General features: G+C 68.2%; 21 protein-coding genes, 1 tRNA gene, 1 other RNA gene and 1 pseudogene. 9 read left to right on the top strand and 15 right to left on the bottom strand.

Translation table 11 applies throughout. The features are described 5' to 3' along the window. Positions 1-2: 2 nt before the first annotated feature. Positions 3-530: a DUF4190 domain-containing protein gene (locus tag AB0M14_RS04890; protein WP_364988857.1), complete on the top strand. Its 528-nt coding sequence runs from the start codon at positions 3-5 to the stop codon at positions 528-530. On the opposite strand, the gene AB0M14_RS04885 is transcribed toward AB0M14_RS04890, so the two are convergent. The 3 genes from AB0M14_RS04885 to AB0M14_RS04875 all read right to left on the bottom strand — a co-directional run bounded on the left by AB0M14_RS04885 (position 531) and on the right by AB0M14_RS04875 (position 2846). Then, a complete protein-coding gene (locus AB0M14_RS04885; protein WP_364988855.1) occupies positions 531-1247 on the bottom strand; it encodes an RDD family protein in 717 nt (238 codons plus the stop codon). Positions 1248-1326: 79 nt separating this feature from the next. Continuing rightward, entirely contained in the window at positions 1327-2268 is a 942-nt protein-coding gene (gene gluQRS, locus AB0M14_RS04880) for a tRNA glutamyl-Q(34) synthetase GluQRS (RefSeq protein WP_364988853.1), read from the bottom strand. Further along, positions 2265-2846 carry a DUF309 domain-containing protein gene (locus AB0M14_RS04875; RefSeq protein ID WP_364988851.1) on the bottom strand — a complete coding sequence of 194 codons (582 nt, stop codon included), beginning with the start codon at positions 2844-2846 and terminating at the stop codon, positions 2265-2267. Before AB0M14_RS04875 ends, gluQRS begins: the two co-directional genes overlap by 4 nt. 356 nt (positions 2847-3202) lie before the next feature. On the opposite strand from AB0M14_RS04875, the gene AB0M14_RS04870 reads away from it, so the two are divergent. Then, positions 3203-3475, top strand: a complete 273-nt coding sequence (locus AB0M14_RS04870; protein WP_364988849.1) for a DUF397 domain-containing protein — start codon at positions 3203-3205, stop codon at positions 3473-3475. A 69-nt stretch (positions 3476-3544) separates the two neighbouring features. On the opposite strand, the gene AB0M14_RS04865 is transcribed toward AB0M14_RS04870, so the two are convergent. Next, positions 3545-5179 (bottom strand): cytochrome bc complex cytochrome b subunit, encoded by a 1635-nt coding sequence (locus tag AB0M14_RS04865; RefSeq protein WP_364988847.1) that lies wholly within the window; start codon positions 5177-5179, stop codon positions 3545-3547. Between the two features lie 195 nt (positions 5180-5374). Between AB0M14_RS04865 and AB0M14_RS04860 the strand changes: the two genes are divergently transcribed. Next, a complete protein-coding gene (locus tag AB0M14_RS04860) occupies positions 5375-6880 on the top strand; it encodes a wax ester/triacylglycerol synthase domain-containing protein (protein WP_364988845.1) in 1506 nt (501 codons plus the stop codon). A gap of 317 nt (positions 6881-7197) precedes the next feature. On the opposite strand, the gene AB0M14_RS04855 is transcribed toward AB0M14_RS04860, so the two are convergent. The 4 genes from AB0M14_RS04855 to AB0M14_RS04840 form a co-directional block, all read right to left on the bottom strand. Beyond that, positions 7198-8469: an ROK family protein gene (locus AB0M14_RS04855; protein WP_364988842.1), complete on the bottom strand. Its 1272-nt coding sequence runs from the start codon at positions 8467-8469 to the stop codon at positions 7198-7200. A gap of 407 nt (positions 8470-8876) precedes the next feature. Then, positions 8877-9416, bottom strand: coding sequence for a hypothetical protein (locus AB0M14_RS04850; RefSeq protein ID WP_364988840.1), 540 nt, complete (start codon positions 9414-9416; stop codon positions 8877-8879). A 161-nt stretch (positions 9417-9577) separates the two neighbouring features. Beyond that, positions 9578-10291, bottom strand: a complete 714-nt coding sequence (locus tag AB0M14_RS04845) for a hypothetical protein (RefSeq protein WP_364988838.1) — start codon at positions 10289-10291, stop codon at positions 9578-9580. A 91-nt stretch (positions 10292-10382) separates the two neighbouring features. Next, positions 10383-10964 (bottom strand): HhH-GPD-type base excision DNA repair protein, encoded by a 582-nt coding sequence (locus AB0M14_RS04840; protein WP_364988836.1) that lies wholly within the window; start codon positions 10962-10964, stop codon positions 10383-10385. Between the two features lie 75 nt (positions 10965-11039). Between AB0M14_RS04840 and AB0M14_RS04835 the strand changes: the two genes are divergently transcribed. Beyond that, positions 11040-11882 (top strand): methyltransferase domain-containing protein, encoded by an 843-nt coding sequence (locus AB0M14_RS04835; protein ID WP_364988834.1) that lies wholly within the window; start codon positions 11040-11042, stop codon positions 11880-11882. Positions 11883-11933: 51 nt separating this feature from the next. Here the strand turns inward: AB0M14_RS04835 and AB0M14_RS04830 are convergent, their stop codons facing one another. Both AB0M14_RS04830 and ffs read right to left on the bottom strand, forming a co-directional pair. Continuing rightward, positions 11934-13223 carry an aminotransferase class I/II-fold pyridoxal phosphate-dependent enzyme gene (locus tag AB0M14_RS04830; RefSeq protein ID WP_364988832.1) on the bottom strand — a complete coding sequence of 430 codons (1290 nt, stop codon included), beginning with the start codon at positions 13221-13223 and terminating at the stop codon, positions 11934-11936. Between the two features lie 124 nt (positions 13224-13347). Beyond that, positions 13348-13442, bottom strand: an RNA gene (gene ffs, locus AB0M14_RS04825) — signal recognition particle sRNA small type. Between the two features lie 119 nt (positions 13443-13561). Here ffs and AB0M14_RS04820 point away from each other — a divergent pair. The 3 genes from AB0M14_RS04820 (at position 13562) to AB0M14_RS04810 (ending at position 15788) form a co-directional block, all read left to right on the top strand. Continuing rightward, complete coding sequence (locus AB0M14_RS04820) at positions 13562-14527, top strand: hypothetical protein (RefSeq protein ID WP_364988829.1); 966 nt, start codon at positions 13562-13564, stop codon at positions 14525-14527. Positions 14528-14582: 55 nt separating this feature from the next. After that, a tRNA-Ser gene (locus AB0M14_RS04815) sits at positions 14583-14671 on the top strand. A 157-nt stretch (positions 14672-14828) separates the two neighbouring features. Then, complete coding sequence (locus AB0M14_RS04810; protein ID WP_364988827.1) at positions 14829-15788, top strand: acyl-ACP desaturase; 960 nt, start codon at positions 14829-14831, stop codon at positions 15786-15788. A 39-nt stretch (positions 15789-15827) separates the two neighbouring features. Here AB0M14_RS04810 and AB0M14_RS04805 read toward each other — a convergent pair whose 3' ends face one another. Further along, positions 15828-17441: a DUF2207 domain-containing protein gene (locus AB0M14_RS04805; RefSeq protein ID WP_364988824.1), complete on the bottom strand. Its 1614-nt coding sequence runs from the start codon at positions 17439-17441 to the stop codon at positions 15828-15830. 78 nt (positions 17442-17519) lie between these two features. Between AB0M14_RS04805 and AB0M14_RS04800 the strand changes: the two genes are divergently transcribed. Then, positions 17520-18680, top strand: a complete 1161-nt coding sequence (locus tag AB0M14_RS04800) for a neutral zinc metallopeptidase (protein WP_364988823.1) — start codon at positions 17520-17522, stop codon at positions 18678-18680. Positions 18681-18684: 4 nt separating this feature from the next. Here the strand turns inward: AB0M14_RS04800 and AB0M14_RS04795 are convergent, their stop codons facing one another. The 4 genes from AB0M14_RS04795 to AB0M14_RS04780 all read right to left on the bottom strand — a co-directional run bounded on the left by AB0M14_RS04795 (position 18685) and on the right by AB0M14_RS04780 (position 22420). After that, positions 18685-19284: a dihydrofolate reductase family protein gene (locus AB0M14_RS04795; RefSeq protein ID WP_364988821.1), complete on the bottom strand. Its 600-nt coding sequence runs from the start codon at positions 19282-19284 to the stop codon at positions 18685-18687. Then, entirely contained in the window at positions 19281-20090 is an 810-nt protein-coding gene (locus AB0M14_RS04790) for a metalloregulator ArsR/SmtB family transcription factor (protein ID WP_364988818.1), read from the bottom strand. The genes AB0M14_RS04795 and AB0M14_RS04790 overlap by 4 nt, the downstream gene beginning before the upstream one ends. Before the next feature lie 113 nt (positions 20091-20203). After that, a complete protein-coding gene (locus AB0M14_RS04785) occupies positions 20204-21475 on the bottom strand; it encodes an ammonium transporter (RefSeq protein WP_364988816.1) in 1272 nt (423 codons plus the stop codon). Between the two features lie 120 nt (positions 21476-21595). After that, positions 21596-22420 (bottom strand): hypothetical protein, encoded by an 825-nt coding sequence (locus tag AB0M14_RS04780; protein WP_364988814.1) that lies wholly within the window; start codon positions 22418-22420, stop codon positions 21596-21598. Positions 22421-22873: 453 nt separating this feature from the next. On the opposite strand from AB0M14_RS04780, the pseudogene AB0M14_RS04775 reads away from it, so the two are divergent. Continuing rightward, positions 22874-24958: pseudogene (locus tag AB0M14_RS04775) on the top strand (DNA polymerase III subunit gamma and tau); the annotation flags it as partial. Positions 24959-26424: the final 1466 nt, after the last annotated feature.

Here is a 26424-nt window from a genome sequence, read left to right as displayed (position 1 = left end):
CCATGACGAAGCCCGGCGATTCCGACGAATGGTGGAAGCAGTACGGCGGTGAAGGCGTGTCAGCTGACTCCGGTGCGCAGCCTTCGACTCCGCAGTACCCGACTTCCGAGCCGTCCGGGTACCCCTCGACGCCGCAATATCCGGAGCAGCCGGCGCCGCAGCCACCGTCCTACCCGCAGTACCAGCAGCCCCCGGCGCAGCCGTATCAGTCCGGGCCGCAACAGTTTCCGCAGGCTCCGGGCCCGGCGTACCCGACTCCGCCCGGATACCAGCCCTACGGTTACGCGCCGCCGGCGAACCAGACCAACGGCTTGGCGATCGCCGCGCTGGTCTCCTCGCTGGTCGGCTTCTGCAGTTGCGGCATCGGTTCGCTGGCCGGCATCACGCTGGGCGTGATGGCGCTGAATCAGCTGAAGGAGAACCCGTACCAGGACGGTCGCGGGATGGCCCAGTCCGGTATCTGGGTCGGCGTCGCGGGCATCATCGTCACCATCCTTTACTGGGCCCTGGTCATTTTCAGCGGGGCTTGATCAGGCTTTGACGACCTGGGTGCCGCCGGCGAACTTGTCGTGCCAGCCCTGCTTGTTCGGGTCCTGCGAGGTAGTGATCATCATGTAGACGATCAGCGCGAGCGAGGCGATCTGCCCGATGCACGGAATCACGTAGACCAGCGTGTACAGGTTGCGCTTGAGCGACTGCTCCGCGGTGACCTTGGGCGCGCCGTTCGGTCCGAGCACCCGCAGGCCCAGCAGCTTCTTGCCCAGGGTGGTGCCCTGCTGGGTCTCCATCAGCACGAAATACAGGGTCAGCGCGATGGCGCCGAGCACGCTGACGCCGACGAAGAAGCCGGTGCCGCTGCCGTAGATCACCCGCATGATGACGTTCACCGGGATGAGCACGATCAGCGTGTCGATGACGCGGGCGCCGACCCGGACGCCGAGGTCGGCCGGGGTACCGAAACCGGCATAGGTATAGCCCTGCCCGTACGGCTGACCGTATCCCTGCTGCTGCGCGTACGGATCCTGCCCGTATTGCTGCTGCGCGTAGGGATCTTGGCTGTACTGCGGCTGGCCGTAAGGATCCTGCCCGTACTGCGGCTGCTGATACTGCGGCGTCTCGTACTGCGGTTGCCCGTACTGCGGTGGCTGCCCGTACGGATCACCCTGCGGATACTGCTGGCCGCCTTGCGGGTCCGGCTGCTGCCCGCCCTGCGGATTCTGGTTGGGGTCGTACCCACCGCTAGTCATAGGTTGTCCTCTGTGTCGGATTTGCGGTCCTCACGGGTCCTGCGTGGTCACGCTGCGCTTCCGCCTCCGGACCCGTACGTTACGGACCTGCCTCGGGTTGCAACAACCCGTTCTCGTTCACGATCCATGGCTCGCGCGGCAGTCGCGCGGGGTCGAACTGATCCAGGAGCTGGGCCGGTGAGCTCGCAATATATCCGAGCGAACCGGCCAGCAGGCCGAACACTTGCTCGGGCGTGTTGCCGAGGGCGACGCGATCGGCGAGGGTGACGGCGCCGTCGCGTTTGGCCAGCCGCTGGCCGGCGGTGTTGAGCGCGAGCGGGACGTGCGCGTAACGGGGGACCGGCAGCCCGAGCAGGGTGGCGAGATATGCCTGACGCGGGGTGGAGGACAGCAGATCGTCGCCGCGCACCACCTGATCGATGCCCTGGGCGGCGTCGTCGACCACGACGGCCAGGTTGTAGGCGGGCATGCCGTCGCCGCGCCGCAGCACCAGGTCGTCGACCGCGCCGCGGTAGGGGCCGTGTAACTCGTCGAGGATCTCGAAGTCGGTGACCTCGGCCCGCAGGCGCAGGGCGGCGGGGCGGCCGTCGGCGAGGTGCCGGGCCCGGGCCTCGGCGGTGAGGGTGCGGCAGGTGCCCGGGTAGGCGCCCATCGGTCCGTGCGGCGCGGTCGCGGCCTGCTGGATTTCCCTTCGGGTGCAGAAGCATTCGTAGGTGCGGCCGGCGGCGGTGAGTTGTTCGATGGCCGCGGTATAGCGCGGCAGGCGCTCGGATTGCCGGATCACCGGGCCGTCCCAGTCCAGGCCGATCGCGGCCAGATCGTCGAGCTGGCGTTCGGCCGCGCCGGGGCGGACCCGGTCCAGGTCTTCGACGCGCAGCAAGAACCGGCGGCCGGTGCCGCGGGCGAACAGCCAGGCCAGCACCGCGGTGCGGAGGTTGCCCAGATGCAGATCGCCGGAGGGGCTCGGCGCGTACCGGCCCGCGCTGGACTGCGGGGCGGGGTCGGCGGGCACGAAGATCATTTTGCCAGGCGCGGCTTCAGATCCTCCGGGCCGATCGGAGTGCCCGCGTCGAGTGCGGCGAGCAGGGTCCGGGCGTGCGCGATGAGCCCGTCGCGGTCGATTCCATACGGCGCCGTGCAAGATTCGCTGCGCTGAACTCGCTCCGCATTCGCATTCTGGTAGTCGCCCTGATTGTCTTCGCAATTGTCATTATTCGGACCAATGTTCGATTCCCCGCTATCTACCGGCGCGTAGCTGAGCAGTCGCGTCACCGCACGCTCCAGTAGCGTGCGCGCACCCTTGGGGTTTTCCCGCTGGATGTGCGTGATTCCGACCGCGTATTGCGCCAGCGCCTGCCACAGCATCCTCTCGGCGAACGGTCCGTTCTTCCATGCGGCCTCTAATACCTCGTGCGCGTTGAATGCCAAGCCGTCATCCAGCAGTTGCTGCGCCAGGATTAGAGTTTGCTGGGGCGGGAGATCTAGATCATCCGGAATTCGCGGGACGCCGACGCTGCCGAGCGGTAGCGGGCGACCGAATCGGTCACGGGGACGGGGGTTGCGGGCACGACCTGCCTCGTCGCGGGGGCGTTCGACCATGCAGCCATCATCCATGACGCAGTGCTCGCGCGGTACCCGGGTTGATCTAGAAAAGTGATGAGTGACGTATCACGAGGTAATCACGACGACCAAAAGTTAGCCGAGGAACGGCCTGTGGAAGAAATGTGGATCACTGGCAAAGTTATAGCAACATCCCATCTTCGCAACGTTGGCAGAAATGATGTTTCACCGAGCAAGATATCGGCAAATTAAGTGGATACCTGCTACTGTTTCAAGCGCGGGGACAACCCCGGGGGTGTAATTCACCTCGAACTACAGTGCGAAAACGACGCACCGTGAATGTTGCGCGCTGCTAACGGGCGCGCACGGGGATTCGGCGGTCTCGCCGGGTTCCGGTGCTAGTTGGAAACGGTCCGAAGAATTTTCCTTCGTTTCGACATAGCAAAGGAGCTAGTGCCGTGGAGCTCGAGTTGACGGGTGCTGTGTGGCATAAGAGTACATACAGCGGCCCCGATGGGAACTGTGTGGAAGTGGCGATGGTGGGCGACGGCAATGTCGCAGTTCGGGACACCAAAGATGACGGATGTGGCCCGGTGTTGGCGTTCACCCCGGGCGAATGGGACGCGTTCCTCAGTGGCGTGTCCGCTGGGGAATTCGGACAAGCCTGAAACCCAGGCGATTCCCCGAAATAGTCAGCACGGGGCCCCGAGCAGCACAGGCTCGGGGCCTTGGTGTGTTCAATCTCGGTGCCCGTTGCCCGACGCTTCCTGCTCTTGCACCCGGCGTAGTACCGCCAGCTGCTTGCGTTCCTCTTCATGGTCGGACGCCAGGTTGCGTTCGGATTCTTGCCAAGGATCGGCCCGGAAGAAGCTGCCGGTGCCCGGCTTGCCCGCGGCGCCCAGCTGGTTCATCTTCTTCGGCACCGGTGCGCCCTGATACTCCAGCGGAATCGGATGCCCGTGCTCGTCGACCGGGCCCAGCGGCTGGTGTAGTTCGATGTACTCGCCATGCGGCAGCCGCCGGATCACGCCGGTCTCGATACCGTGTTCGAGCACTGCCCGGTCACTGCGTTGCAGGCCGAGGCAGATCCGGTAGGCGATGAAGTACGCCAGCGGCGGGAGCAGCAGCACGCCGATGCGGCCGGCCCAGGTCGTCGCGTTCAACGAGATATCGAACTTGAACGCGATCACGTCGTTGACGCAGGTCAGGGTGAGTACCACGTAAAAGGTGATGACCATGGCGCCGATCGCGGTGCGCACCGGGACGTCCCGCGGACGTTGCAGAAGATTGTGCGGCGCCAGGTCTTTGGTGAGCCGCTTCTCGATCCACGGGTAGGCGATCAGCAGGGTGAAGACCAGGCCCATCATCATCGCGCCCCAGAACGACCCGGGCACCGTGTGGCCGAAGATATACAGCTCCCACGGCGGGATGAGCCGCATCATGCCGTCGGTCCACATCATGTAGAAGTCGGGCGCGGTGCCCGCCGAGATCATCGACGGGTTGTACGGACCCATGTTCCAGACCGGATTGATCTGCAGCAGGCCGCCCATGATCGCGACGATGCCGAGCGTGAAGGCGAAGAACGCACCCTGATCCAGCGAGAACACCGGCACGATCCGCGCGCCGATCACGTTCTTCTCCGACCGGCCCGGACCCGGGTACTGCGTGTGCTTCTGATACCAGACCAGGGCGATGTGCGCCGCGATCAGCGCCAGCATGATGCCCGGGATGAGCAGGACGTGCGCGATGAACAGGCGCGGAATGATGATGGTGCCGGGGTAGTCGCCGCCGAAGATCAGCCAGTGCATCCAGGTGCCGGCCACCGGGATGCCCAGCGTGATCGAGGAGAACGCCGCCCGCAGGCCGGTGCCCGAGAGCAGATCGTCGGGCAGGGAGTAGCCGAAGTAGCCCTCGAACATGGCCAGGATCAGCAGGATCGAGCCGATCACCCAGTTCGCCTCGCGCGGCTTGCGGAACGCGCCGGTGAAGAAGACGCGGAACAGGTGCACGATGATCGAGGCCGCGAAAAGCAAAGCGGCCCAGTGGTGTACCTGCCGCACGAACAGACCGCCGCGTACCTCGAAGGAGAGGTTCAGTGAGGTCTCGTAGGCGCGGGACATGGTGACCCCGCGTAGCGGCTGGTATGCGCCGTCGTAGACGACCTCGCTCATCGACGGGTCGAAATACAAGGTCAGATACACCCCGGACAGCAACAGGATGATGAAGGTGTACAGCGCGATCTCGCCGAGCAGGAACGACCAGTGCGTCGGAAACACCTTGTTGATCGACCGCTTCAGGAACGCGGCCGCCTGATATCGCTGGTCCGCTTCGTCTGCCTGCGCACTTGCTTTGCGAGCTACCGGAGTAGTCATGGCCTGCACCCCGCCCCTGGGTGAGAGGAATGGTTCTACTACAGACGGTAGCAGCGGGTGGGCAGGGAATCGATGGGTTTGCGAAATCTGCTGTACATCAAGATCATTCGCTGCGCGGGTCCGGTGGTGCGAGCTGCGGCAACGGGTGCCGATATGGTCGTTCGCACAGTGTTTCCCCGCAGAGGAGTAGCCCGTATGGCCGGCCGCATGGCTCCACAGGACGCCACCATGTACTGGCTGGCCGAGCGGACGCGCAACGACCTGTTCCTGGTGTACAGCTTTGCCGACCGAGGGGTGCCGACCGCCGAACTGCGGGCGCGGGTGCAGCGGCGCAGTGCCTTGATTCCGGATCTGCGGGTGCGGTTGCGCGCGGTGCCGCGCGATCTCGACTATCCGTCCTGGGTGCCGTGTGCATTCTCGGCGAGCCAGTTCATCGAACACGATCTGCCCCAAGCGGATTGGCGCGGGCTGCAGACGGCGATCGGGGAGTTGCTCGGCACCGGAGTGGATGCGGCGGATCGGCCGTGGCGGATTCATCTGTTTCGTGGCGTTACGGGGCCGCCCATGCGGGCCGAGGCCGAGGAACTCGCAACGGTCGTGGTGCTGCAGATGTCGCACGCGCTGGCGGACGGGAAGCGAGCTGCGGAGATCGCGCGATCGCTGTTCGGCGAGGACGAACCGCCGCGCCCCGGCCGTTCCTCGTTCAGCCGAAAACCTCTGCTGGGCGTACGGCTCCGCGCTGCGCAGCCGACAGCAGGCGTTGGGCAGCCGACGGCAGGCGTTGGGCAGCCGACGGCAGGCGTTGGGCTCGGGACGGCGAGCGCGGTGCTGTGGATGGCAAGCGAAGGGTTGCGGACGGCAAACGCGGGGTTGCGGATGGCAGCGGGGATCGTTCGCGCTCCAGTGCAGGTGCTGCAGACGCTGGTGCGCGGCTATCAGGCCTACCGCGCGCAGCAGATTTTGGCCGAGCTCACTGAATCCGGCCGACTACCCGCTCCCGGGCCGAGTTTCATCCCCAGCGCGGTGAATCAGCCAGGTGCTCAGCCGAATTCCGTGCATCAGGCCAGAATGCTGGTGTTCGACGCCGCCGATCTGCGAATCCCCGACCGAACCGTGACCGTGCTCGTCCTGACCGCCGTGTCGCTGGCGCTCCCCAACTACCTCACAACCCTGGGGAAGCCTGTGGATGAATCCGGCGCCCAGGTCCCGATGGCCAGGTCCGGAAAAGCGCGGGCTCGCAACAACTATCGCAGCCTCGGCGTCGACCTGCATATCGACGAACCCGACCTCCGCCGCCGCGCCGCCCGAATCGCCGTGACCCTAGCCGACCGCCGCACCCGCGCCGAGCATCCTTTACTGTCGGCCCAGGACCGCGTCACCGAGGTAACTCCGGCCGCCTTCCTGCGCCGCGACCTCGCCCGCTACCCCCTGGACACGGTCCCCGACACCATCTCCGGCCACACCGTCGTCTCCAGCGTCCACCGCGGCCCCGCCGACCTATCCTTCGGCGGCCCAGTCCGTTTCACCGCGGGCTTCCCGGCCATCGGCTCGGTCATGCACCTCACCCACGGCGTCCACGGCCTCGGCGACACCGTCACGATCTCCCTGCACGCCGACACCGGCGCGGTGCCGGACATCGACACCTACGCCGGGTTTCTCGATGCGGCGCTGCGCGAAGTTCGTGCGGCCCACCAGCAGTAGCCTGGCACGCGCAGAGTGTCGAGTCATGCACAGCCCACCAGTTGGTGTGGGGGCGAAGTTGTGCACAGCCCGCCACTAGCGCGGGGACGAAGCTGTGCACAGCCCACCAGATGCGTGGGGTCGAAGTTGTGCACAGCCCAGCGCTAGCGCGGGCCCGAGCAGCGCGCGGAGTTGTCCACAGCCCGCCGCCGAAGCGCGGTGCGGCGGAAGCGATTCGCCGCATCGCGCCTGGCGTATCTCCGCCGAGCGTTCGAGGCCGCGTCGATTTCTGTGGCTTTGGGTGCATCGCCACCCGTCGGGTCGAACGGTCGAGTGCCTCAGTCCGTGAGGCCGATGCGCCGGGCCGCGGCGAGAGGGTCGGCGTAGATCGCGCTCAAAGACGTTGCTACGGCGGCGAATTCCTGGACCTTGCCGCCGAAACCGCTGATCCGGATGTCGGTGGGGGGCAGAGTTGTGCTCTGGCGGAAGGAGTTGGCGACGTGGGCGACGCCTGGGCGGTAGCCGGTGAAGGCTTGGCCGCCGAGGATGACCCGGTCGGGGTTGAACATGTCACGGACCAGGGCGACGGTGTCGCCGAGGATGGTGGCGCGTTCGCGCAGCAGTTCCTGTGCCGGGGCCGAGCCCGCCTCCGCCGTCCGGTACAGGTCGGCGACGGTGGTGCCCGCGGTGCCGTTGTGCGCCGGGATGATTCCGAGGCCGACCGCCCGCGCGTGCAGCGCGCGGTCACCCACGGTCACTTCCAAGCAGCCGCGCCGGCCGCAGGTGCACTGCACCTGGGAGCCGGTGGGCAAGTGCGCGATGGAACCGGGTCCGCTGCTGGGCGTGTGCACGCGGCCGTCCAGAGTGACCGCGATACCGGCCATTTCACGCACATAGAAGTAGAGGCTGCTGCCGCGTTCCTGGCCGGTGCGCGGTTCCGGGGTGGGGAGCAGCAGTTCGGCGGCGGCCATGGCCTCGACGTGCGGGGCCACCGACACCGGAAGTTCCAGCACGTCACCCAGGACGGCGCCGAGCGCGGCGCCCTGCCAGCCGAGTTTCGGATGGTCGACCAGGCCGGTGGCCGGATCGACGCGGCCACCGACGGCGGCGCCGGCCCAGAGTGGTTTTCGCCGGTGCCAGCGCTGTAAGAAGGCCTTCGCGCTGCGCGCCACGGTGGTGGTCGCGAAGTCCTGGCCGGTCTGCGGGGTGGCGATGGCGAGGCCGCCGAGGATGCGGCCGCGCAGGTCGGCGACCACGATCTTGGTCGCGGCGGCGCCGATGTGGATGCCGAGGGTGAGGTAGGAGTCGTTGTCGACCTCGAAGGGCACCCGGGGCCGGCCCACGGCGCCCGATGTGGCCAGGTCGGGGCGCTCACGCAGCAGGCCGGCGGCGAGCAGCGCCGAGACCTGACGGTTCACCGTCGCGATGCTGGAACCCGTTGCGCGAGCGGCGTTGTCGCGCGAGACCGGGCCGCTGGTCGCGGACCGCAGCACGGCCGCGGCCGGATTGTCGCCGATCCGGAATTCCGGTGCGACGACGGGGCGCTGAACGCGGGGACGACCGGTGCCGGCAACCCGGGAACCGGGCCGCTCGAGGGTAGTGAGAGCCATGTGAAGAGTCCAAGCTTTGAGTCCCAGCCACAGGCGGGACATGTCTACAGGGTCGGCGGCGAGGCGGCCGGTTCGAACGAACTCAGCCGCGACAGCGGGAACAACACAGCTCCCGCGTCAGCGGCAGCCGCAACCCCAGCGCGGCAGTCACATAGGTGACCCGCAACGCGGTGGCAGGACTGGTAGACACTCAACGAAGTTAACATCGAACCGGACCTCCGACCAAGCCCCAGCCGCCGGAGGTGCCGTGCGACACACTTATTCACGCAGGTCAGCGCCCATGAACTAGTTCCGTTTGGTCGCGTCGCGGGCACCGCCTTATCGAAGATCCGAAGGCACGGCCGGGAGTAAACCGGCAAGGCGCACAACGAGATCGAGTACCTCGCGGGGCTGTGGCCGCGGTGCGCTCATCGGCTCGCGGCGGGTACTCCGGCCGGAAGCTCGGCCGGTGTGTGCCGCAGATGCGCGGTCAGCAGCCAGGCCGACAGCGCCCAGAGCAGCCCGATCGCGCCGAGAACCAGCAGATCGTCAGGCTGCGGCACGCGGATCGCGGCGCCACCGAGAAACAGCGCGGCGACAGCCAGCAACGCCAGCGCGATCGCGCGGTGGAACCGGCCCGCCTCCGAATGCGGCCACGGATCCAGCGTGCGCGACACCTCCCGCCCGGTCGCGGACGCGGTGCAGTCGTGGCGCTCCGGACAGGCCTTGCACACGGCCATCTCGGTGCGATACCGCACCACCCGGGCCTCGGTGTCGACGCTGTGCGGCCACATCGGCTGACCCGTCGGGCATACCCAGAGATCCTCCTCCGGGTGATAGCGAAAGCCTCCCGGCCGCTGCTCCCGGCTCGCCCGCACCGGCCGGCCGAGCAGATCCAGCCCGAGCGCCACCATGACGAGCCCGACGGCATAACCCCCCATGAGAACGGTCTCCACGGCGGGATCCACTCCGAGTTCCTCCTGTTGCCCTGAACCAGCCGATCGGGAAATTCGCGCACAAGAATTCGTTCGCGTGCATCATCACGGACAGTCAGCCCATATCGATCGCGACACACGGCAAAGCCCCGCCCAGCGTGCAGTCGCTGGGCGGGGCTGGCTCCTGGCTGGGTCTACTTGGCCGGCGCGGGGGCCACGAAGGGCTGGTTGATGGTGGCGAAGTACTGGATCGCCGCGCCGATCGCGACCGGAGCGGTCACGAAGATCTGGCCGGCGACGGTGCCGAGGGCGCCGACGATGGCGATGCCGCCGAGGCAGCCGGCGAGGGCGGCCGGGATGAACGGACCGAACAGGCCCACGACGGTGCCGCCGACCACGACGCCGCCCAGGACGCCGCCAAGGACGCAGCCGACCGCCGCGCCGCCGAGGCCGCCGACCAGGGTGCCGACGGTCGCGCCCATGGAGATGGTGGAGGTCAGGCGGGACCAGGCGGCCTGCTCACGCTCGTATTCGGTCTTCCAGGGCGCTTTGTCCTCGAAGGGCAGGGCGACCGGCTTGTAGACGGCCTTGCTCGCGTCGAGCTGCGGGGTCAGCGTCGCGGTGCGGCCGGTGATCTCGGCGGCGATCGGCAGCTCGAAATCGTCGAGCTTGAACTTCAGCGGGGTGCCCGCCACGACGCTGCCGTCGGCCGCCTTGATCTTCAGCGCGTCGTCCTCGACCACGATCGAACCCGCGTCGGTGGTCACGATCGCGGACGTCTCGGTCTGCTGGGCCCGGAAATTGATCACCCCACCGTCGGCCTCGGGCGCCGCGCCGGAGCTGCCCGCGGCAACTCCGGTGGCCACCGTCACCAATGCGGCCACGACGGCCAGCTTCCTCATCCTCATGTACTGCGATCCCTCATCTAGGTGGTGCTTGTCGAGGGCCAAGCTTCGACTAGCAAACCACTGGTGACCAGGGAAAAACGCAGGACGATTCTTACTTACCTGCGGCTTTGGCGGCGGCCTTGGCTTCCTTCTTGAAGGCGCGCACCTCGAGCAGCGACTCCTGATCGACGATGTCGGCGGCCGAGCGGCGCGAGTTCTGCTCGGCGTACGCACCCGCCGCCTTCTCCCAGCCCTTCGGTCGCACGCCGAGCTGTTTGCCCAACAGCGCCAGGAAGATTCGCGCCTTCTGATCGCCGTACCCGGGCAGGTCCTTGAGCCGGCGCAGCACCTCTTTGCCGTCCGGGTCGCCCTCGGTCCAGATCGCCGCGGTGTTGCCGTCGTAGTGCTCGAGCACGTACCGCGCCAGGTCCAGGGTGCGGCGGGCCATCGAGCGCCCGTAGCGATGGATCGCGGGCGGCGTCGAGCACAGTTCCTCGAAGGCCTCCGGATCGGCGGCGGCGATCTTGTGGATGTCGAACCCGTCCATCCGGTCGGCGATCTTCTTCGGGCCGCGGAAGGCGTGTTCGAGCGGGTACTGCTGGTCCAGCAGCATGCCGGTGAGCAGTGCGAAAGGATCGTCGGAAAGCAGGCGATCCGCTTCGGGTTCCTGAGCGAGACACAGCTTGACGGTCATGCGATCGATCATCCCACTCCGGCCTGGCAGATGATCCAAGTGCGGTACATCACAGCTGGGCGTATGCTCCGGCCCATGCCTCAGACGACGTCCTCATCCTCGGACCGACTCAGCGATACCTACGCACCCCGTCCGGATCGTTTCGACCGCGCCGGCCAGGACCAACTGGTCGACGTGCGTGACCTGCAAGCGGCACTGCCCGGCATCCACCGGCTGCGGAACTGGGCGCACGACGCGCTCGCGCTGCGGCCCGGGGAGCGCGCGGTCGATATCGGCTCCGGCACCGGATCCGAAGTGCTGGCGTTCGCGAACGCGGTCGGCCCGACCGGCACCGCGATCGGCGTCGAACCCGATCCGCACCTGCTCGCCTCCGCCGAACGCCGCGCCAAGGACGCGGATTCGCGCGCCAAGTTCCACACCGGCGATGCCTACGGCCTGCCCTTCGGCGCGGACAGCTTCGACGCCGCCCTGTGCGAGCGGGTCTTCCAGCATCTGACCGCGCCCGCCCGGGCCGCCACCGAGATCGCCCGGGTGCTGCGCCCCGGCGGCCGCGCGGTGGTCGTCGATGTCGACTGGGGCACCGCGATCGTGCACCCCGGCGATCTGGACACGGTGCGCGGCGTGGTCGACACCCTGGTCGCCGCGACCACGAACCCGTTCTCCGGTCGCCGGCTGCCGGGTCTGCTCACCAAGGCGGGCCTGGTCATCGACGAGATCGGTTCGCACGCACTGATTCAGGACCGCACCGTCGGCGCGGGCTCGCTGGTGCACCGGATCTCGGCGATGGCGGTGGCCCGCGGCTCGATCAGCGAGGCGCAGCGCGATCAACTGCTCGCCGATCTGGCGCGCGGCGCCGAGAGCGGCGATATCCACCTGTCGGTGACGATGTTCGCGGTACTGGCGCACAAGCCGGAGTGATGCCACGAAAACGGCGGGTGTCCTCGGACACCCGCCGTTTTCGTTGTCGTCTTACTTGTCGAGCAGCTTTTCGGTCGCGGCCAGCAGCACGCAGGTGGCCAGCCCGTCCATCGCCTTCTCCAGCTCCGGCAACTGCGGGAAGCTCGGCGCGATCCGGATGTTCTTGTCCTCCGGATCATTCCGGTACGGGAAGGCCGAACCGGCGGCGGTCAGCGCGATACCCGCGTCCTTGGCCAGTGCGATCACCCGGGCCGCGGTGCCCTCGAGCACGTCGAGGCTGATGAAGTAGCCGCCCTTGGGCTCGGTCCAGGACGCCACCTTGGACGCGCCGAGACGCTCCTCCAGGATTTTCAGCACCAGCTTGAATTTCGGCTCCAGGATCTCCCGGTGCTTCTGCATGTGCGCGCGCACGCCGTCGGCGTCGCCGAAGAACCGCAGGTGGCGCAGCTGGTTGATCTTGTCCGGGCCGATGCTCTTCTTGCCGGCATGCGCGAGGTACCAGTCCAGGTTCGCGGAGGACGCGCCCAGGAAGCTGACGCCCGCGCCCGCGAAGGTGATCTTCGAGGTGGAGGCGAATACCAAGGGCCGGTTCGGGTTTCCGGCCGCGGCGGCCAGGCCGAGCACGTCGATCACCGGTTCCGCGGCGTCGGTGAGCGGGTGCACCGCGTACGCGTTGTCCCAGAACAGGCGGAAGTCCGGCGCCGCGGCGGGCATCGAAACCAGTTCCCGCACAACGTCTTCGGAGAAGGTCAGGCCGGTCGGGTTGGAGTAGTTCGGCACCGCCCACATGCCCTTGATCTGCGGGTCGGCGGCCAGCAGCGCGGCGATGGCCTGGGTGTCGGGGCCGTTGTGGTTCATCGGGATCGGGATCATCTCGAAGCCGAGCGCCTCGGTGATCGCGAAATGCCGGTCGTAGCCGGGGGCGGGACAGAGCCACTTGACGGTCGCTTCGGCGGCCCAGCGGCGTTCGGAGTCGTTGGTGCCGTACAGCATCGCGAAGACGATGCTGTCGTGCATGAGCTCGAGGCTGGCGTTGTTGCCGGCCAGCAGGTTCGACACCGGGATGCCGAGCAGTTCACCGAAGATGGTGCGCAGTTCGGGCAGACCGTGCAGGCCGCCGTAGTTGCGGCAGTCGGTGCCGCCGCCGTCCTTGAAATCGCCCGAGCCGGGCAGCGAGAGCAGGCCGGTGGAGAGGTCGAGTTGTTCCGGCGACGGTTTTCCCCGGGTCAGATCCAGCGTGAGCTTCTCGGTCTTGAGCGTCGCGTAATTCGCGGTCTGGGTCTCGTGTTCGGACACGAGCTCCTCGTGGCTCATCAAACCGATCTGCGTTTGCCGGGGCATCCTGTGCAGCCTTTCGAAGCAGCGAAGGGGCATGTATTGGTGGTCCTGGACTTGCCGGTCCTGGACTTGCCAGGGGGACCGCGGACTCACGTTACCCGGGAGCTGCTCCGAAGTGGAGGGGAATTTAAGGGGACCCCGCGCACCCGGCAGAGCCCGTTGACCCTTGCTGCCTTCCGGCCCTGGGGGAGTTCACAGGATGCGCGCCGCGCGGGATCCGTTGACGAGTGTAGCGGACGATGGGGGCGCGATATCGGGTGCCCTGAAATCGGGCATTGTGGCTACGATCGGTCGCAACATCGGAGGGGCTTTCCCAAAAGAGGTACGAGGGGATCGGTCGCGTGACTGAGAAGAATCCACCCAACGGCGATTCGACAGCGGAGGGTGCGAGCCAGGCCGACCCGACCGCGCACTGGTGGGAACAGCCGACCGCGGCGGCCGCGGGGGCGCCCGACCCGGCGCGCTCCGATCCGACCATGATCGGCAGTCCCACAACGCCTTTCGCGGGTTACGACCAGTACACCCCGCCGCCGCAGCCCTACGCCGCGCCGCAACCGCCGCCGCAGCAGCCGTATAACCCGCCGCCGCAGCAGTATTCCGGTCCGCAGGGCTTTCCGCAGCAGCCGCCGCCGTATCAGCGGCCCAAGTCGAGCAAGACGCCGTGGTTCATCGCCGGCGGCGTCGCCCTGGTCCTGGTGCTCGGCCTGTTCGCCGGCTGTGCCGCGCTGGTGAGCACCGCCACGGATTCGCTGGACAACGGCGGCGGCAATGCCGAGGGTAAGTACGCGATGGACACGATCACCAACGCGTGCAGCCTGATCGACACCAGCTCGATCAGCAAGTGGGCCAAGAACCAGGAGGGGGCCCCGGAGCACACCGAGACCCAGCCCAAGAGCTACACCGGCGGCGAGCTCGAATGCAGCGCCAAGTACAAGGAATCCAGCCCGAGCAGCAAGTACCACAACAACACGGCGTCGATAAAGCTCGAGGTGTCCTTCCTCGGCGACGGCTCCTTCTCGAAGCACGACTACGACTCCTGGAAGCAGTACGACACCGGCACCACCGGCACCGGCCGCTCCTCCGGCGACGTCACCGGCCTCGGCGAGCAGGGCTACTGGCATTCCGAGGTCCGCGACTACTCCAGCTCCGCCGTGACCGATTACACAGTCGCGGTGCAGGACAGCAACGTCTCGGTCAAGGTCGAGATCAGCATCGACCGCGCCGACGGCGACTCCTTCAGCAAGGAGGAAGTCGCCACCGTAGCCAAGGAACAGGTCCGCAAAGCCCTCGCGGGCCTCAAGAAGTAGCCCTCTGACAGGCGCATTTGGTACTGACCGGGGTCAACCCGGTAAGCTGCTCGACGGAGGATTCGCCTAGTGGCCTATGGCGCTCGCCTGGAACGCGGGTTGGGTTAACAGCCCTCAGGGGTTCAAATCCCCTATCCTCCGCCACACGGCAGGGCAGGACACATTTCAGTGTCCTGCCCTGCCGTCGTTGTATACCCCGTCCTGATCGCTTGATCAGGGCCTTTTCCGTGCTTTACGGTTGCCCCGCGATATCTGAGTTCTTGTTCTGCCCGGTTGATCTCATCGATACCGAAAGGCGTTCATGACAACGGATTTGACCCAATTGCAGCTTTTGTCGGAGCTGGAACCGGTGGTGGCGCAAAACCTCGATCGGCATCTCGCCACCGTGAAGGATTGGCACCCGCACGACTACATCCCCTGGGACGAGGGCCGCAACTTCGCGGCCATGGGTGGCGAGGACTGGGCGCCGGAGCAATCGCGGCTGTCCGAGGTGGCGAAGGTCGCGATGATCACCAACCTGCTCACCGAGGACAACCTGCCCTCCTATCACCGCACCATCGAGGAGAACTTCTCCCAGGACGGGGCTTGGGGCACCTGGGTGGGGCGCTGGACCGCCGAGGAGAACCGGCACGGCATCGTGATGCGGGACTACCTGGTCGTCACCCGCGGCGTGGACCCGGTCGCGCTGGAGCGGGATCGCATGGTGCACATGACCCGGGGCGTGCACGCGCCCGAGAACTTCAGCGGCGTGCTGGACCAGGTCGCCTATGTGACGTTCCAGGAGCTGGCGACCCGGGTCAGTCACCGGAGCACCGGCCGCGTCTGCGGCGACCCGGTGTGCGATCGCATGCTGGCCCGCATCGCGCAGGACGAGAACATGCACATGATCTTCTACCGCAACCTCGCCGCCGCGGCCTTCGACCTGGCGCCGGATCAGGCGATGGAATCGGTGACGAAGGTGGTGCTCAATTTCGCCATGCCGGGCCACGGCATGCCGAACTGGCGGCGCAACGGCGTGCTGATGGTCAAGCACGGCATCTACGACCTGCGCCAGCATCTCGACGACGTGGTGCTGCCGGTGCTCAAGATCTGGAACATCTTCGACCGCACCGATTTCACGGCCCGCGGCGAAGCGGCTCGTGAGGAGCTGCTCGACTATCTGGCGAAGCTGCAGAAGGACGTGGTCCGGTTCGAAGAGCAGCGGGATCGCCTGTTGGCCCGCGAGGCCGCGCACGCCGAGGCCGCGCCCGCCGCGGTGTAGGCGGAGTCGGGCGCCGGGGAATGTCTCCGGCGCTCCACTTCAGCTGCCCTGCTTGCCGAACAGGCCTTCCATGGCCGTGATGAAGTAGGGGAAATGGCCCGCGAAGCGAAGCAGGTCGCGATCGTGCTCGAAGCTGCCGAACCAGTAGATCCCGGGCTGCGAGTCGGCCGCCGGATTGAGGTCGCGGAAGGTGCGGACCCAGTGGTCGGCGCGCCCGGCGACCACGGCGAAGGGCAGCGCGCGCGAGAACACCGTCTCCTGATCGGCGGGCGGAATCTGTTCCGGGCGAATGGCATCCAGACCGCGCTGCAACGCCCGCACCTGCCCGGCCAGTTCCCGTCCGAGCGCGGTCCGCGCGGGCAGGTACTTGGGCAGCAGCACGGTGGCCACACCGGCCAGCAGGATCGCCACTCCGACCAGGGCGTGCCCGGCGGTGAGCGCGAGCGCCAGGGTCGCCACGGCGCCCGCGGCGATCAGCGCGCCGCCGACCCAGGTGAACGGCCCGGGGCGGCCGCGATCGACGATCGCGTCCCGGTCCACGGCGTCGGCGATGATGGCCTTGCGGATCGCGGCGGCCGGCACCCGGTCCGGCGCGCGCAGCTCGCTGACCGTCACCGATTCCGTACCGTCCGGCAAAAGTGCGGCGTAGACGGCCTTTTCGTAGTCGCGCAGCTGATCGTCGGGGGTGTTCACCCGGCTGATCCGCCAATCGGCCGAATCGGCGCCGACCGGCGTTATCCACAGGTAGCGGCGCACCGCGAGATCGACCACAGTGGCGGCGATATCGATCGGGTCGGCGTACTCGTCGACGACCAGGCCCGCCTCGCCCGGCAGCAGTCCGCCGGGCGAGGTGAACTGCACCTGGTCGCTGTCACGACGGAGCGGATCGATCACCTCCGTACCCGCTGTGGCGGCGGCGTTCTCGCGCCGGGCGCGGGCGGCGTACCCGGCCAGCCCGGCCAGCGCGAGCAACAGCGCGGCCGCGGCGAGCAGCACCGGTCCGGTGAGGGCGAAGGGGTGCCGCTGATCGGCCGCGGTCGCGACGGTGCCCGGCGGCAGCTGAACCGTGAGGTCGATGGCATCGCCCTTGCGCAGGCCGGTCTGCTCCAGATACAGCGTGCCGTCGAACTCGACCTTGACGTCGGCGCACGGCCGGGTACCGCCGGGCGGGCCGAGTTTGCAGTCCACGATGCCCATTTCGAAGCTGGGGCTGATCATGGCGATGCTGATCGAGGCGATGTCGTGGTTCACCACGCCGAGCCAGCGCAGTTCCTGCGTGGTCGGCTCGTCGGTGACCATGTTGTGGATCGTGTAGGTGTACTTCGACTCGCCCGGGTCGGCGTCGATGGTGAACTGATCGTTGGCGATCTTCGCGGTACCCGTGCCGGTGGTGGTGACGTCTTTGACCTGGAAGGTGCGCACCACGTCGTCCTTCAACTGCAGGCGCAGCGGCAGTGACATGGTGAAATCACCGCCCTCCGGGACCGTGATCGTCTCCTCGACGCGCAGCACGCCGTCGCGGGTGAGGGTCAGGTCGGCCACGATGGTCGCGCCGGGCGCCGCGGGCTGGCTGTGCGCCAGGGGCGCGGTCGCGATCATCCCCAGGCCGGTGAGCACTAGCGCCCCGGCTCGGAGCCCCCGAAAAGTCAGCATGGACGCCCACTTTAGACAGGTTGCTATTCTGCGTCAGCGGAGCGTGACCACGAAACTGAGACGAGGGGGTACGGGGGAGTGAACCAGCCACCGTACGGCCAGGGGCCGATTCCACCTGGTGGGCAACGGTTTCCGGCGCCCGGATATCGTCCGCAGCAGCCTGGCTACCAGCCGCCCGAGGAGGAGGTCCCGACGCGGCGCATCGATCGTCCGCAGCCCGCCGGCCCGCCGCCGGGTTACGGCAATCCGCCAGGTCAGGGCTACCGGCCCGGGCCGGGTTACGGCGCACCGCAGGGCTTTCCCGCGGTGCGGCCGAATCTGCCGCCGCCGCAACGTCCGCCGATTCCGCCGCCGATGCCCTACGGGCCGTCCGGTGGTGCGCCGCGCCCGCCGCGCAAGAGCGGCCGGGGCGGTGTGTTCGCCCTGTTGCTCGCGGTGATCATCCTGGTGACAGGTGGTCTGGTGCTGGTGGCGGTGCGCAGCGGCGACGACACCGAGCCGACCGCCGCGTCCGAGGGCCAGGGCGCCGGCGAGGCCGGAACCAACGCGCTGCTCACCGACCAGAACGCCACGCTGCTCCCGGCCAAGTGCGCGTACACGCCGTGGAGTACCGAGGTCGGCGCCGCCCGCACGTTCTTCGAAACCGCCGCCTCCTGCCTGGAGGACGCCTGGAAGCCGCTGCTGGAACAGGAGAATCTGCCCTTCGAAGCGCCGACGCTGAACGTCAGCGCCAGCACCGAGGGCATCACCACGCCCTGCACCGGCACCACCACCAGCTTCGCCGCCTTCTACTGTCCGGCGAACAAGACCATCTACATGCCGATCAGCCAGCTGCAGACCGAGATCTTCAAGAACAACTGGGTGGTCTACCTGTCGGTGTTCGCCCACGAGTACGGCCACCATGTGCAGGCCATGTCCGGAATCCTGCGCCGCGCCAACGCCGAACGCGTCGACGCGGGCGTCCGCAGCGCCCGCGGCCTGGAACTCTCGCGCCGCGTCGAACTCCAGGCCCAATGCTTCAACGGCATGTACCTGGGCGCCTCCAACAAGGGCGGCACCCTGTCGAACGCTCAGATGAACGTGGCCAAGCGCGACGCCAACGGCCGCGGCGACGGCCCTACCGACGCCCGCGACCATGGCACCGCCGAGAACAGCGGCAATTGGTTCGAACTCGGCGTCGACAAGAACCGCACCTTCCACTGCAACACCTTCACCGCACCGGCCGACGCGGTCGGCTGAGCCGCTACCGCACGCGGTCGTAGACCAGGGCGACCTCGCCCAGCTCGCCGACCTCCTGCTGGGTCAGTGTCCACTGCGAGCCCGGCAGACCGTCGTCGAACAGGCGCTCGCCGCCACCGGCGATTTCCGGGCAGACCAGGAGGTAGAGCCGGTCGATCAGGTCCGCCGCGAGCAGCGGCTTGATGACGCTCGGGCTGGTGTTGACGAGAATGTCGCCCGCTCCGGTGGCTTTCAGTTCGGTAATGACGTCGGCGGCTGGGGCGTCGACCACGCGGGCACGATCCCACGGCGCTTCGGTCAAAGTGCGTGACAGGACCACCTTTTCCGCATCGATCAGCCACTTCGCATAGCCGCGGTCACGGGCGTCGGCGTTCTCGTCGGCGGCGACCGTCTGCCAATACCCCAGAAATCCCTCGGCATTGAGCCGTCCGAGCACTGCCGTCGTCTTGCCCCCGTAGATGTCGGTGAGGTGGTTCCGCGCGGTCTCGGTGGTCGCGTAACGGACGATCTTCGCGAGATCTGTGGCGCCACCGGGGCCGTGGTAGCGGCCGTCGAGGGTGAGGGCGATGTTCGCGGTCACTTTGCGTGCTGAGGTGTCGGTCATGATCGTGCTTCTTTCTCTGCGGTGCGGGTGGTGAGGTTGTCGAGCACTTGGCCCCAGCCGGTTTCGATTCCGGCGATGTAGGGGACGGCTTCGACGGTGGTTTCGGTGATCTCCAGGCTCAGTTGCAGCCGGGTGCCCGCTGGTTCGGCGGCGAGGTGCAGGTCGTAGTGGCCGGTGAACGAGGCCGCGCCTGTCGTGTCCAGCACCGAAAGGTCGAATTCGAGGTGCTGGGGCGCCTGCGCGGCGCGGACCCGGCCTTCGGAGCGGTAGCGCCGCCCCTCGGCGTCGCGGTAGTCCAGGACGGCGCGACCGCCCGGCTTCGGCTCCAGAACGCAATCGGTGACGGTCATTCCCGGTGGGGCCCACCAGGACACCAGCTGGTCCGGGTCGGCCCAGAGCTGCCAGACGACCTCCAGCGGCGCGGCCAGCAGCCGCTCGAATGCGAAGCGGCGGCCGTCTGCCCACCGGTCCCGGTCCGCGACAAGGGTTTCCGCTTCGATGGTGGAGCGGTAGCGGGCGACGACATCGCGCTCGTCGCGGTGTGCGTCGGTGGTTTCGGCCAGCTGGCACAGTCGCTGACCGAGCGTCCGCAGCGGCGACGCTTCGAGGGCGTAGACGCGCCGTTGCCCGAGCGGGAAGACGGCGACCAGCCCGGCCCGGGCGAGAGTTTGCAGATGCTTGGTGGTCTGCGGCTGCCGCAAGCCGGTCAAGTCGGCCAGTTCGCCGACCGATCGGGGTCGCTCGGCGAGCAGTTCGACGATGCGCCACCGTGCGGTGTCTCCGAGTGCTGAGGCGATCTGTTCCACGGCTCAAAGTATTCACCACAGAGAATATTCAAGTCAAGGAATATTTTCCGAGCAGCCTGGAAACGGCGAACGCCCACCACCCGTGCGGGTGGTGGGCGTTCTGTCGTCCGAGGTCAGTGCGTGTTGCCGAAGACCTTCTTGCCCGGCGAATGACCGTGCACGCCTTCGGCGTACGCGGTTTCGGCGTGCAGCGCGAAGTCGATGCCCGAGGTCTCGTCTTCCTTGGTGATGCGGAAGCCGATGGTCTTGTCGATGATCTTGCCGAGCACGAAGCTGACGGTGAAGGCGAAGGCGGCGACCGCGAGGATGCCGACGACCTGCTTGCCGAGTTGAGCCAGGCCGCCGCCGTAGAACAGGCCCTCGACGCCGCCGGTCATGATCTGGTTGGCGAGCAGGCCGATCAGCAGGGTGCCGACCACGCCGCCGACGAAGTGCACGCCGACCACGTCGAGCGAATCGTCATAGCCCGCCTTGAATTTCCAGCCCACCGCGAACGAACACACGACACCGGCCACCAGGCCGACGACGAGCGCGCCCAGGGTGTTCACCGACCCGCAGGACGGGGTGATGGCGACCAGGCCGGCCACCACGCCCGACGCCGCGCCGAAGGTGGTCGGGCGGCCGTCGCGGATCTGCTCCACCGCCAGCCAGCCGAGCATGCCCAGGCAGCCCGCGACCAGCGTGTTCAGGAAGACCGCCGCGGCGGTGCCGTTGGCCGACAGCGCCGAGCCCGCGTTGAACCCGAACCAGCCGAACCACAGCAGGCCCGCGCCGAGCAGCACGAACGGCAGGTTGTGCGGGCGCATCGCGTCGACCTTGAAGCCGATGCGCGGGCCGAGCACGATGGCCAGCGCCAGCGCCGAAGCGCCGGAGGCGATCTCGACCACCAGGCCGCCCGCGTAGTCGAGCGCGCCGAACTTCAGCAGCCAGCCGTCCGGACCCCACACCCAGTGCGCGATCGGCACGTACACCGCCAGCGTCCACAGCGGCACGAACGCCATCCAGCCGGCGAACTTCGCCCGGTCCGCGATCGCGCCGGACACCAGCGCGGCGGTCAGGATGGCGAAGGTCAGCTGGAAGGTGACGAACAGCAATTCCGGCACCGTGCCCTTCACGGTGTTCGGGTCGATGCCCGCCAGCGCGAAGTGGTCCAGGTTGCCGATCAGACCACCGCCCGCGTCCTCGCTGAAGGCCAGCGTGTAGCCGGCCAGCAGCCAGACCACCGTCACCAGCGGAATCGAGATGAAGCTCATCATCAGCATGTTGAGTACGCCGGTGGAGCGCACCATTCCGCCGTAGAAGATGGCCAGGGCGGGCGTCATCAGCAACACCAGGGCGGTGCTGATGAGCAGCCACGCGGTGGCCGCTGGATCGATTGAGGACACGGAAACTCCCTTCACGCGGAATGCGTTGCAAGGAAATTACCTAATACTCACCGTGCGACCCACGTCACGTTCGGATGTTTCGCCAGTGGTCGCGGCGATTTGTGCGGTGTACGGCGGGAGTCAGCCGCGCGCTTTGCGCGCCAGGGTGCGCAGGCCGCGTTTGCCGGGAATCGGCAGGTCCTCCTCGATCGCGATCCATTCCGCGGTCGTCAGCCACAACTCCTGGATGCGGGCGTCGGCGGTGTCGTGGAACAGCCGCCGGCCGCGGTCGTCGCGCAATTCGCGGGCCAGCGTGGACCAGCGCGGCGGGCGGCCGTGCTCGTTCTGGTAGTCCACCAGGAACCCGGTCACCATCGTGCCGATGGTGTTGACCGGTCGCAGCGACACCCGGTTGCCGTACTTCGCGGCGTGGAATCTGCGTGCGGCGCACAGCGATTGGGGGTTGGCGTTGGAGGCGATCCAGCCGGCCCGCTGGGCTCGCTCGATCAGCCACAGATGTTTCACCGCGGTGGGCGCGATCTCGCCGATCCGATCGGCGATCAGCGCCATGACCGGTTCGGAGCACAGCACGTCGCGGCGGGTGGGCCCGGTGCCGTGCGCGGTCCAGTGCTCGTGCGCGAGCCGGGCCAGCACCTTGCCGAAGTCGTCGATGCTGCGCTGCGCGCGTCGGCCCAGCTTTTCGATGCGCTCGGCCTCGCGGCGCATCTCGTTCTGCGCGGTGAGGGTGCGGATCGCGGCCATGGTGGGCACCTGGCCGCGTTCCAGGAGTTCGAGGATGGCGGCGGCGGTGGCGGGGTCGGCCGCGGCGGCGACCGGTAGTGAATCGCGCTTGAGTGCGAAGTCCTGTGGGCTGATGGCTCGGCTGAGCAGGTCGACGGCGGTGCGGTTTCCGGCGAAGTCGGTGCTGGAGAGCCAGGCCGCGGCGATGTCATCACAGGTCGGCACGGGGGAGATTCCTCCGGGGACGATTCGGTGAATCGGGAAGAGCGCGATTCCAGGTTGTGCCCCGGCCGGGATGAGGGACCGGCCGGGGCCACCAACCTGATGAAGGTTTGGCTACCGAAGTTGCCGAATGCCACGGTAGCCAGCGGATTGCGTGATGTCATTCGTGGTGATGGTTTCGTTACTTACGATTTTTCCGGCAGAAGCAGGGCGTGAGTTCGGATAATTGCAGTTCGGGCGGGGGAGTTGCCGGTGTATCTGCGGAGGCAACAGCCTCGGACCTTGTGATTGCTGACACGTAGCTATATCTCGGATTGATCAAGGGGGTTGAAGAAGGTGCCGTGCTGGTAGTGATCTGCGTCACATTCGAGGGCGTTTTCGCAGGCGCGCCTTGCCGCTTTCGGGGACTCTCCGGCGAGTGTGCTTTTTGTCGGTGGTCGCCGGTAACCTCTGGCCGTGGCTCTGTACCGGAAGTACCGACCGGCAACGTTCGCTGAGGTAGTGGGTCAGGAGCACGTCACCGACCCGATCAGCACCGCTCTAGACACTGGGCGGATCAGTCATGCCTATCTGTTCTCCGGTCCCCGCGGCTGCGGCAAGACCTCCTCGGCCCGCATCCTCGCGCGCTCGCTGAACTGTGTGGAGGGTCCGACCTCCACGCCGTGCGGCGTCTGCCCGTCGTGTGTGGCGCTGGGGCCCGGCGGCCCGGGCAACCTCGATGTCATCGAGCTCGACGCGGCCAGTCACGGCGGCGTCGACGACACTCGCGAGCTGCGCGACCGCGCCTTCTACGCGCCCGCCGAATCCCGCTACCGCGTCTTCATCGTCGACGAGGCGCACATGGTCACCACCGCGGGCTTCAACGCGCTGCTCAAGATCGTCGAGGAGCCGCCCGCCCACCTGATCTTCATCTTCGCCACCACCGAGCCGGACAAGGTGCTGCCCACCATCCGCTCGCGCACCCACCACTACCCGTTCCGCCTGCTGCCCCCCGCCACCATGCGCGGCCTGCTCGGCAAGATCTGCGACCAAGAGCACGTCGCGGTCGAGGAAGCCGTGTACCCGTTGGTGATTCGCGCGGGCGGCGGTTCCCCGCGCGACAGCCTCAGCGTGCTCGACCAGCTGCTGGCCGGCGCGGGCCCCGAGGGCGTCACCTACACCCGCGCGGTCTCCCTGCTCGGCGTCACCGACGTCGCCCTGATCGACGACGCCGTCGAAGCCCTGGCCGTCGACGACGGCGCGGCCCTGTTCGGCACCGTCGACCGCGTCATGGAAGCCGGCCACGACCCCCGCCGCTTCGCCGTCGACCTGCTGGAGCGCTTCCGCGACCTGATCCTCATGCGCGCGGTCCCCGACGCCGTCGAGCGCAATCTCGTCACCGGCCCCGGCGACGTCCTGGAGCGCATGGGCGACCAGGCCCAGCGCATCGGCGCCGCCACCCTGGCCCGCTACGCGGAACTCCTGCACGAGGGCCTCGGCGAAATGCGCGGCGCCACCGCCCCCCGCCTGCTCCTCGAAATCGTCTGCGCCCGCATGCTCTTGCCCTCGGTCTCCGACGCCGAATCGGCGACCCTGCAACGCCTGGAACGCCTCGAACGCGGCGGCGTCCCCACCGGCGCGCCCGCCTCGGCCGCGGCAACCCCAGCCTCCAGCGCCCACCCCGAATCCGCCCAGAGCCGCCCCGCCGCCGCCGAACCAGGCCGCAGGCGCGGCGCCGAGGCGCTCGCCGCACTGCGCGCCAAACAGGAAGGGGCAGCGCAGAACCCCGCCGCGGGCAACGCCACGCCATCCGGCCAACAGGTTCCAGCCCCGCAAACCTCCACACCCGCCTCCCACGCTCCGGCTACGGCCGCCGAGAATCCGACCCAGAGCCCGGCTACGCACGTTGCAGCTGCCGCCCAGCCGGTGTCGAACCCAGCCACGCAGGGTGCCGCATCCGTACAGGCTGTGCAGGGTGGCACGCCAGGCCAGGCTGCGCAGAGTGCCGAATCACGTCAGACCGCGTCGAGTCACGCCGCACAAGACCTGGCGCCGGGTCACGCTGCAGGTGCCACGCCGGGCCAGGCCCCGCAGGGCGCCGCCGCCGATCAGACGGTGTCAGGTCAGGCCGCGCAGAACCCGGCTTCGGGTCAGCCTGCAGGTGCCGCGTTGGGACAGGCCGCGCAAGGTATTGCCTCGGGTCAGGCCGCGCAGGGTGCTGTGTCGGATCAGACCGCGCAAGGTATCGCGCCGGGCCGGGCTGCGCAGGGTGTTGCGTCGGATCAGACCGCGGGTCTTGCGTCGGGTCAGGCTTCGCAGGGCGTCGCCTCGGGTCAGGCTTCGCAGGGTGTCGCGCTGGGTCAGGCCGCGCCGGGTGTCGGCTCCGGTCAGGTTGCGGAGGGTGTCGCGCTGGGTCAGGCCGCGCCGGGTGTCGCGTCGAGTCAGGCCGCGCAAGGTGTCGCGCCGGGGCAGGCTGCCGCGCAGGTTTTCGGCTCCGGTCAGGTTGCCGAGGGTCCGGTGTCGGGGCAGGCCGCGGTGGCTCCCGGGTCAGGGGCTGCTCAGGATTTGGCTTCAGGCCTGGGTGGGCAGGCTCCGGCGGCGCAGGGTTCGGGCGCTGGCGCGTACGAGGAGGCTTCGGGCCGGGGTGCACAGGCTTCCACAGAGGTTGTGCATAACGCAGGCCCCGGGGTCGCGCCCGCGGAGTCCGGTGGCGTGGCTGGGGTCGCCGCGGCGTCGAGCTCTGGCGGGCCGGATGCATCGGGTTCCAGGCAGGCGCAGGAACCGCGGCGTGCCGGGGCCGGTGAGTCGTTCCAAGGCTCTGTTGACGCCGCGCGGCAGCACGGCGGCGAGGGGTCGGGCGTCGAGCACGCTTCGCGAGTAGGCGCTTCCGAGGCCGCGCCGATGGTGCGGCCTGCGGCGGAACATGAAGCGGCGCAGGTGAACTCGGTGTCGCGGCCGCAGGCGATCGGTGATTCACCGGCTGTGGGTGAGGTTGCGGCCGAGTCGGTGGCCGGGGCGGGGGCTCCGGGCCAGGCGGGTGCTGGTGCGCCGGGGGCGGACGAGTTGTTGCGGTCGGTGGAGGCTGCGTGGGCGGATATCCGGGCGAAGGTGCGGGAGTTCGGGGCCGCGGTGCAGGCGTTGCTGTCGGGTGCCTCGGTGGCGCGGATCGAGGGTGACGTCATCGTGTTCGCGCATCAGCACGCGCCGTTGGCGAAGCGGTTGTCGGAGCCGCGGAATATCGAGGCGGTGCGGTCGGCGGTGCGGGCGGTGCTCGGGCGGGATCACGACATTCGCTGGGAGGCGGGGGCCGCGGTGGCGCGGCCGCAGGCGGCGCAGGCCGCGGCCAAGGCGGCGCGGGCCGCCGCGCAGCCGGGGCAGGCGGCGCGCGGGGCGGGGACGGCCGGCGGGGCGGCGACTCCGCCCCGGTTTTCCCGGCCCAGCCAGGCCAAGAACGCTCCGGCGGGCGGAGCTCCGGCGCAGCGTTCGGGGGCGGAGGTCAGGCCGTACCCGGCCGACGACGATATCCCGCCCCCGGACTTCCCGGATCTACCGGACGACCCGGGCCCTTTTGATTCCCCGCCCGCCGAGCCGGGCGGGGAACCGATCAACAGCGCGGTGCCCGGCGACCTGACCCCGGAGGAAGAGCAGGAGCTGCTCGCCGAGGCGGCCAAGCCCGTCGCCCCGGAGGATCGGCGCGATCCGGACGAGGTCGCTCTGGAATTGCTCCGCGCCGAATTGGGCGCCACTCGCATCGACGGCTGACAGCGGGCGGGTGCGGGCGCGTCCGCCGACCGGCGCGCCCGCGACGGCGATCGCTCCCGAATTGCTCCCAGGTGAGCCGTGGGCCACATCGCCGCATGGTTGACAAGCACCGGCGCGGGGACGTTAAGTTAACCGGAGTTCGCACAGCGCGTACTATGAACGGGTGGCCGTCGACTCTGGTATGCCGAGGCTCTATCGTGAGCAGTTGCGTGCCCGGATTTGTACAGCGTTATGCGGCACGAACGCCGAGCCTGGAGCGTTTTACC

This window comes from Nocardia sp. NPDC051832 (assembly GCF_040681285.1).
In the GTDB taxonomy this organism is placed as follows: Bacteria; Actinomycetota; Actinomycetes; order Mycobacteriales; family Mycobacteriaceae; genus Nocardia.
Note: the sequence above shows the minus strand (reverse complement) of the source record. Positions and strands in the feature narration are given on the sequence as shown.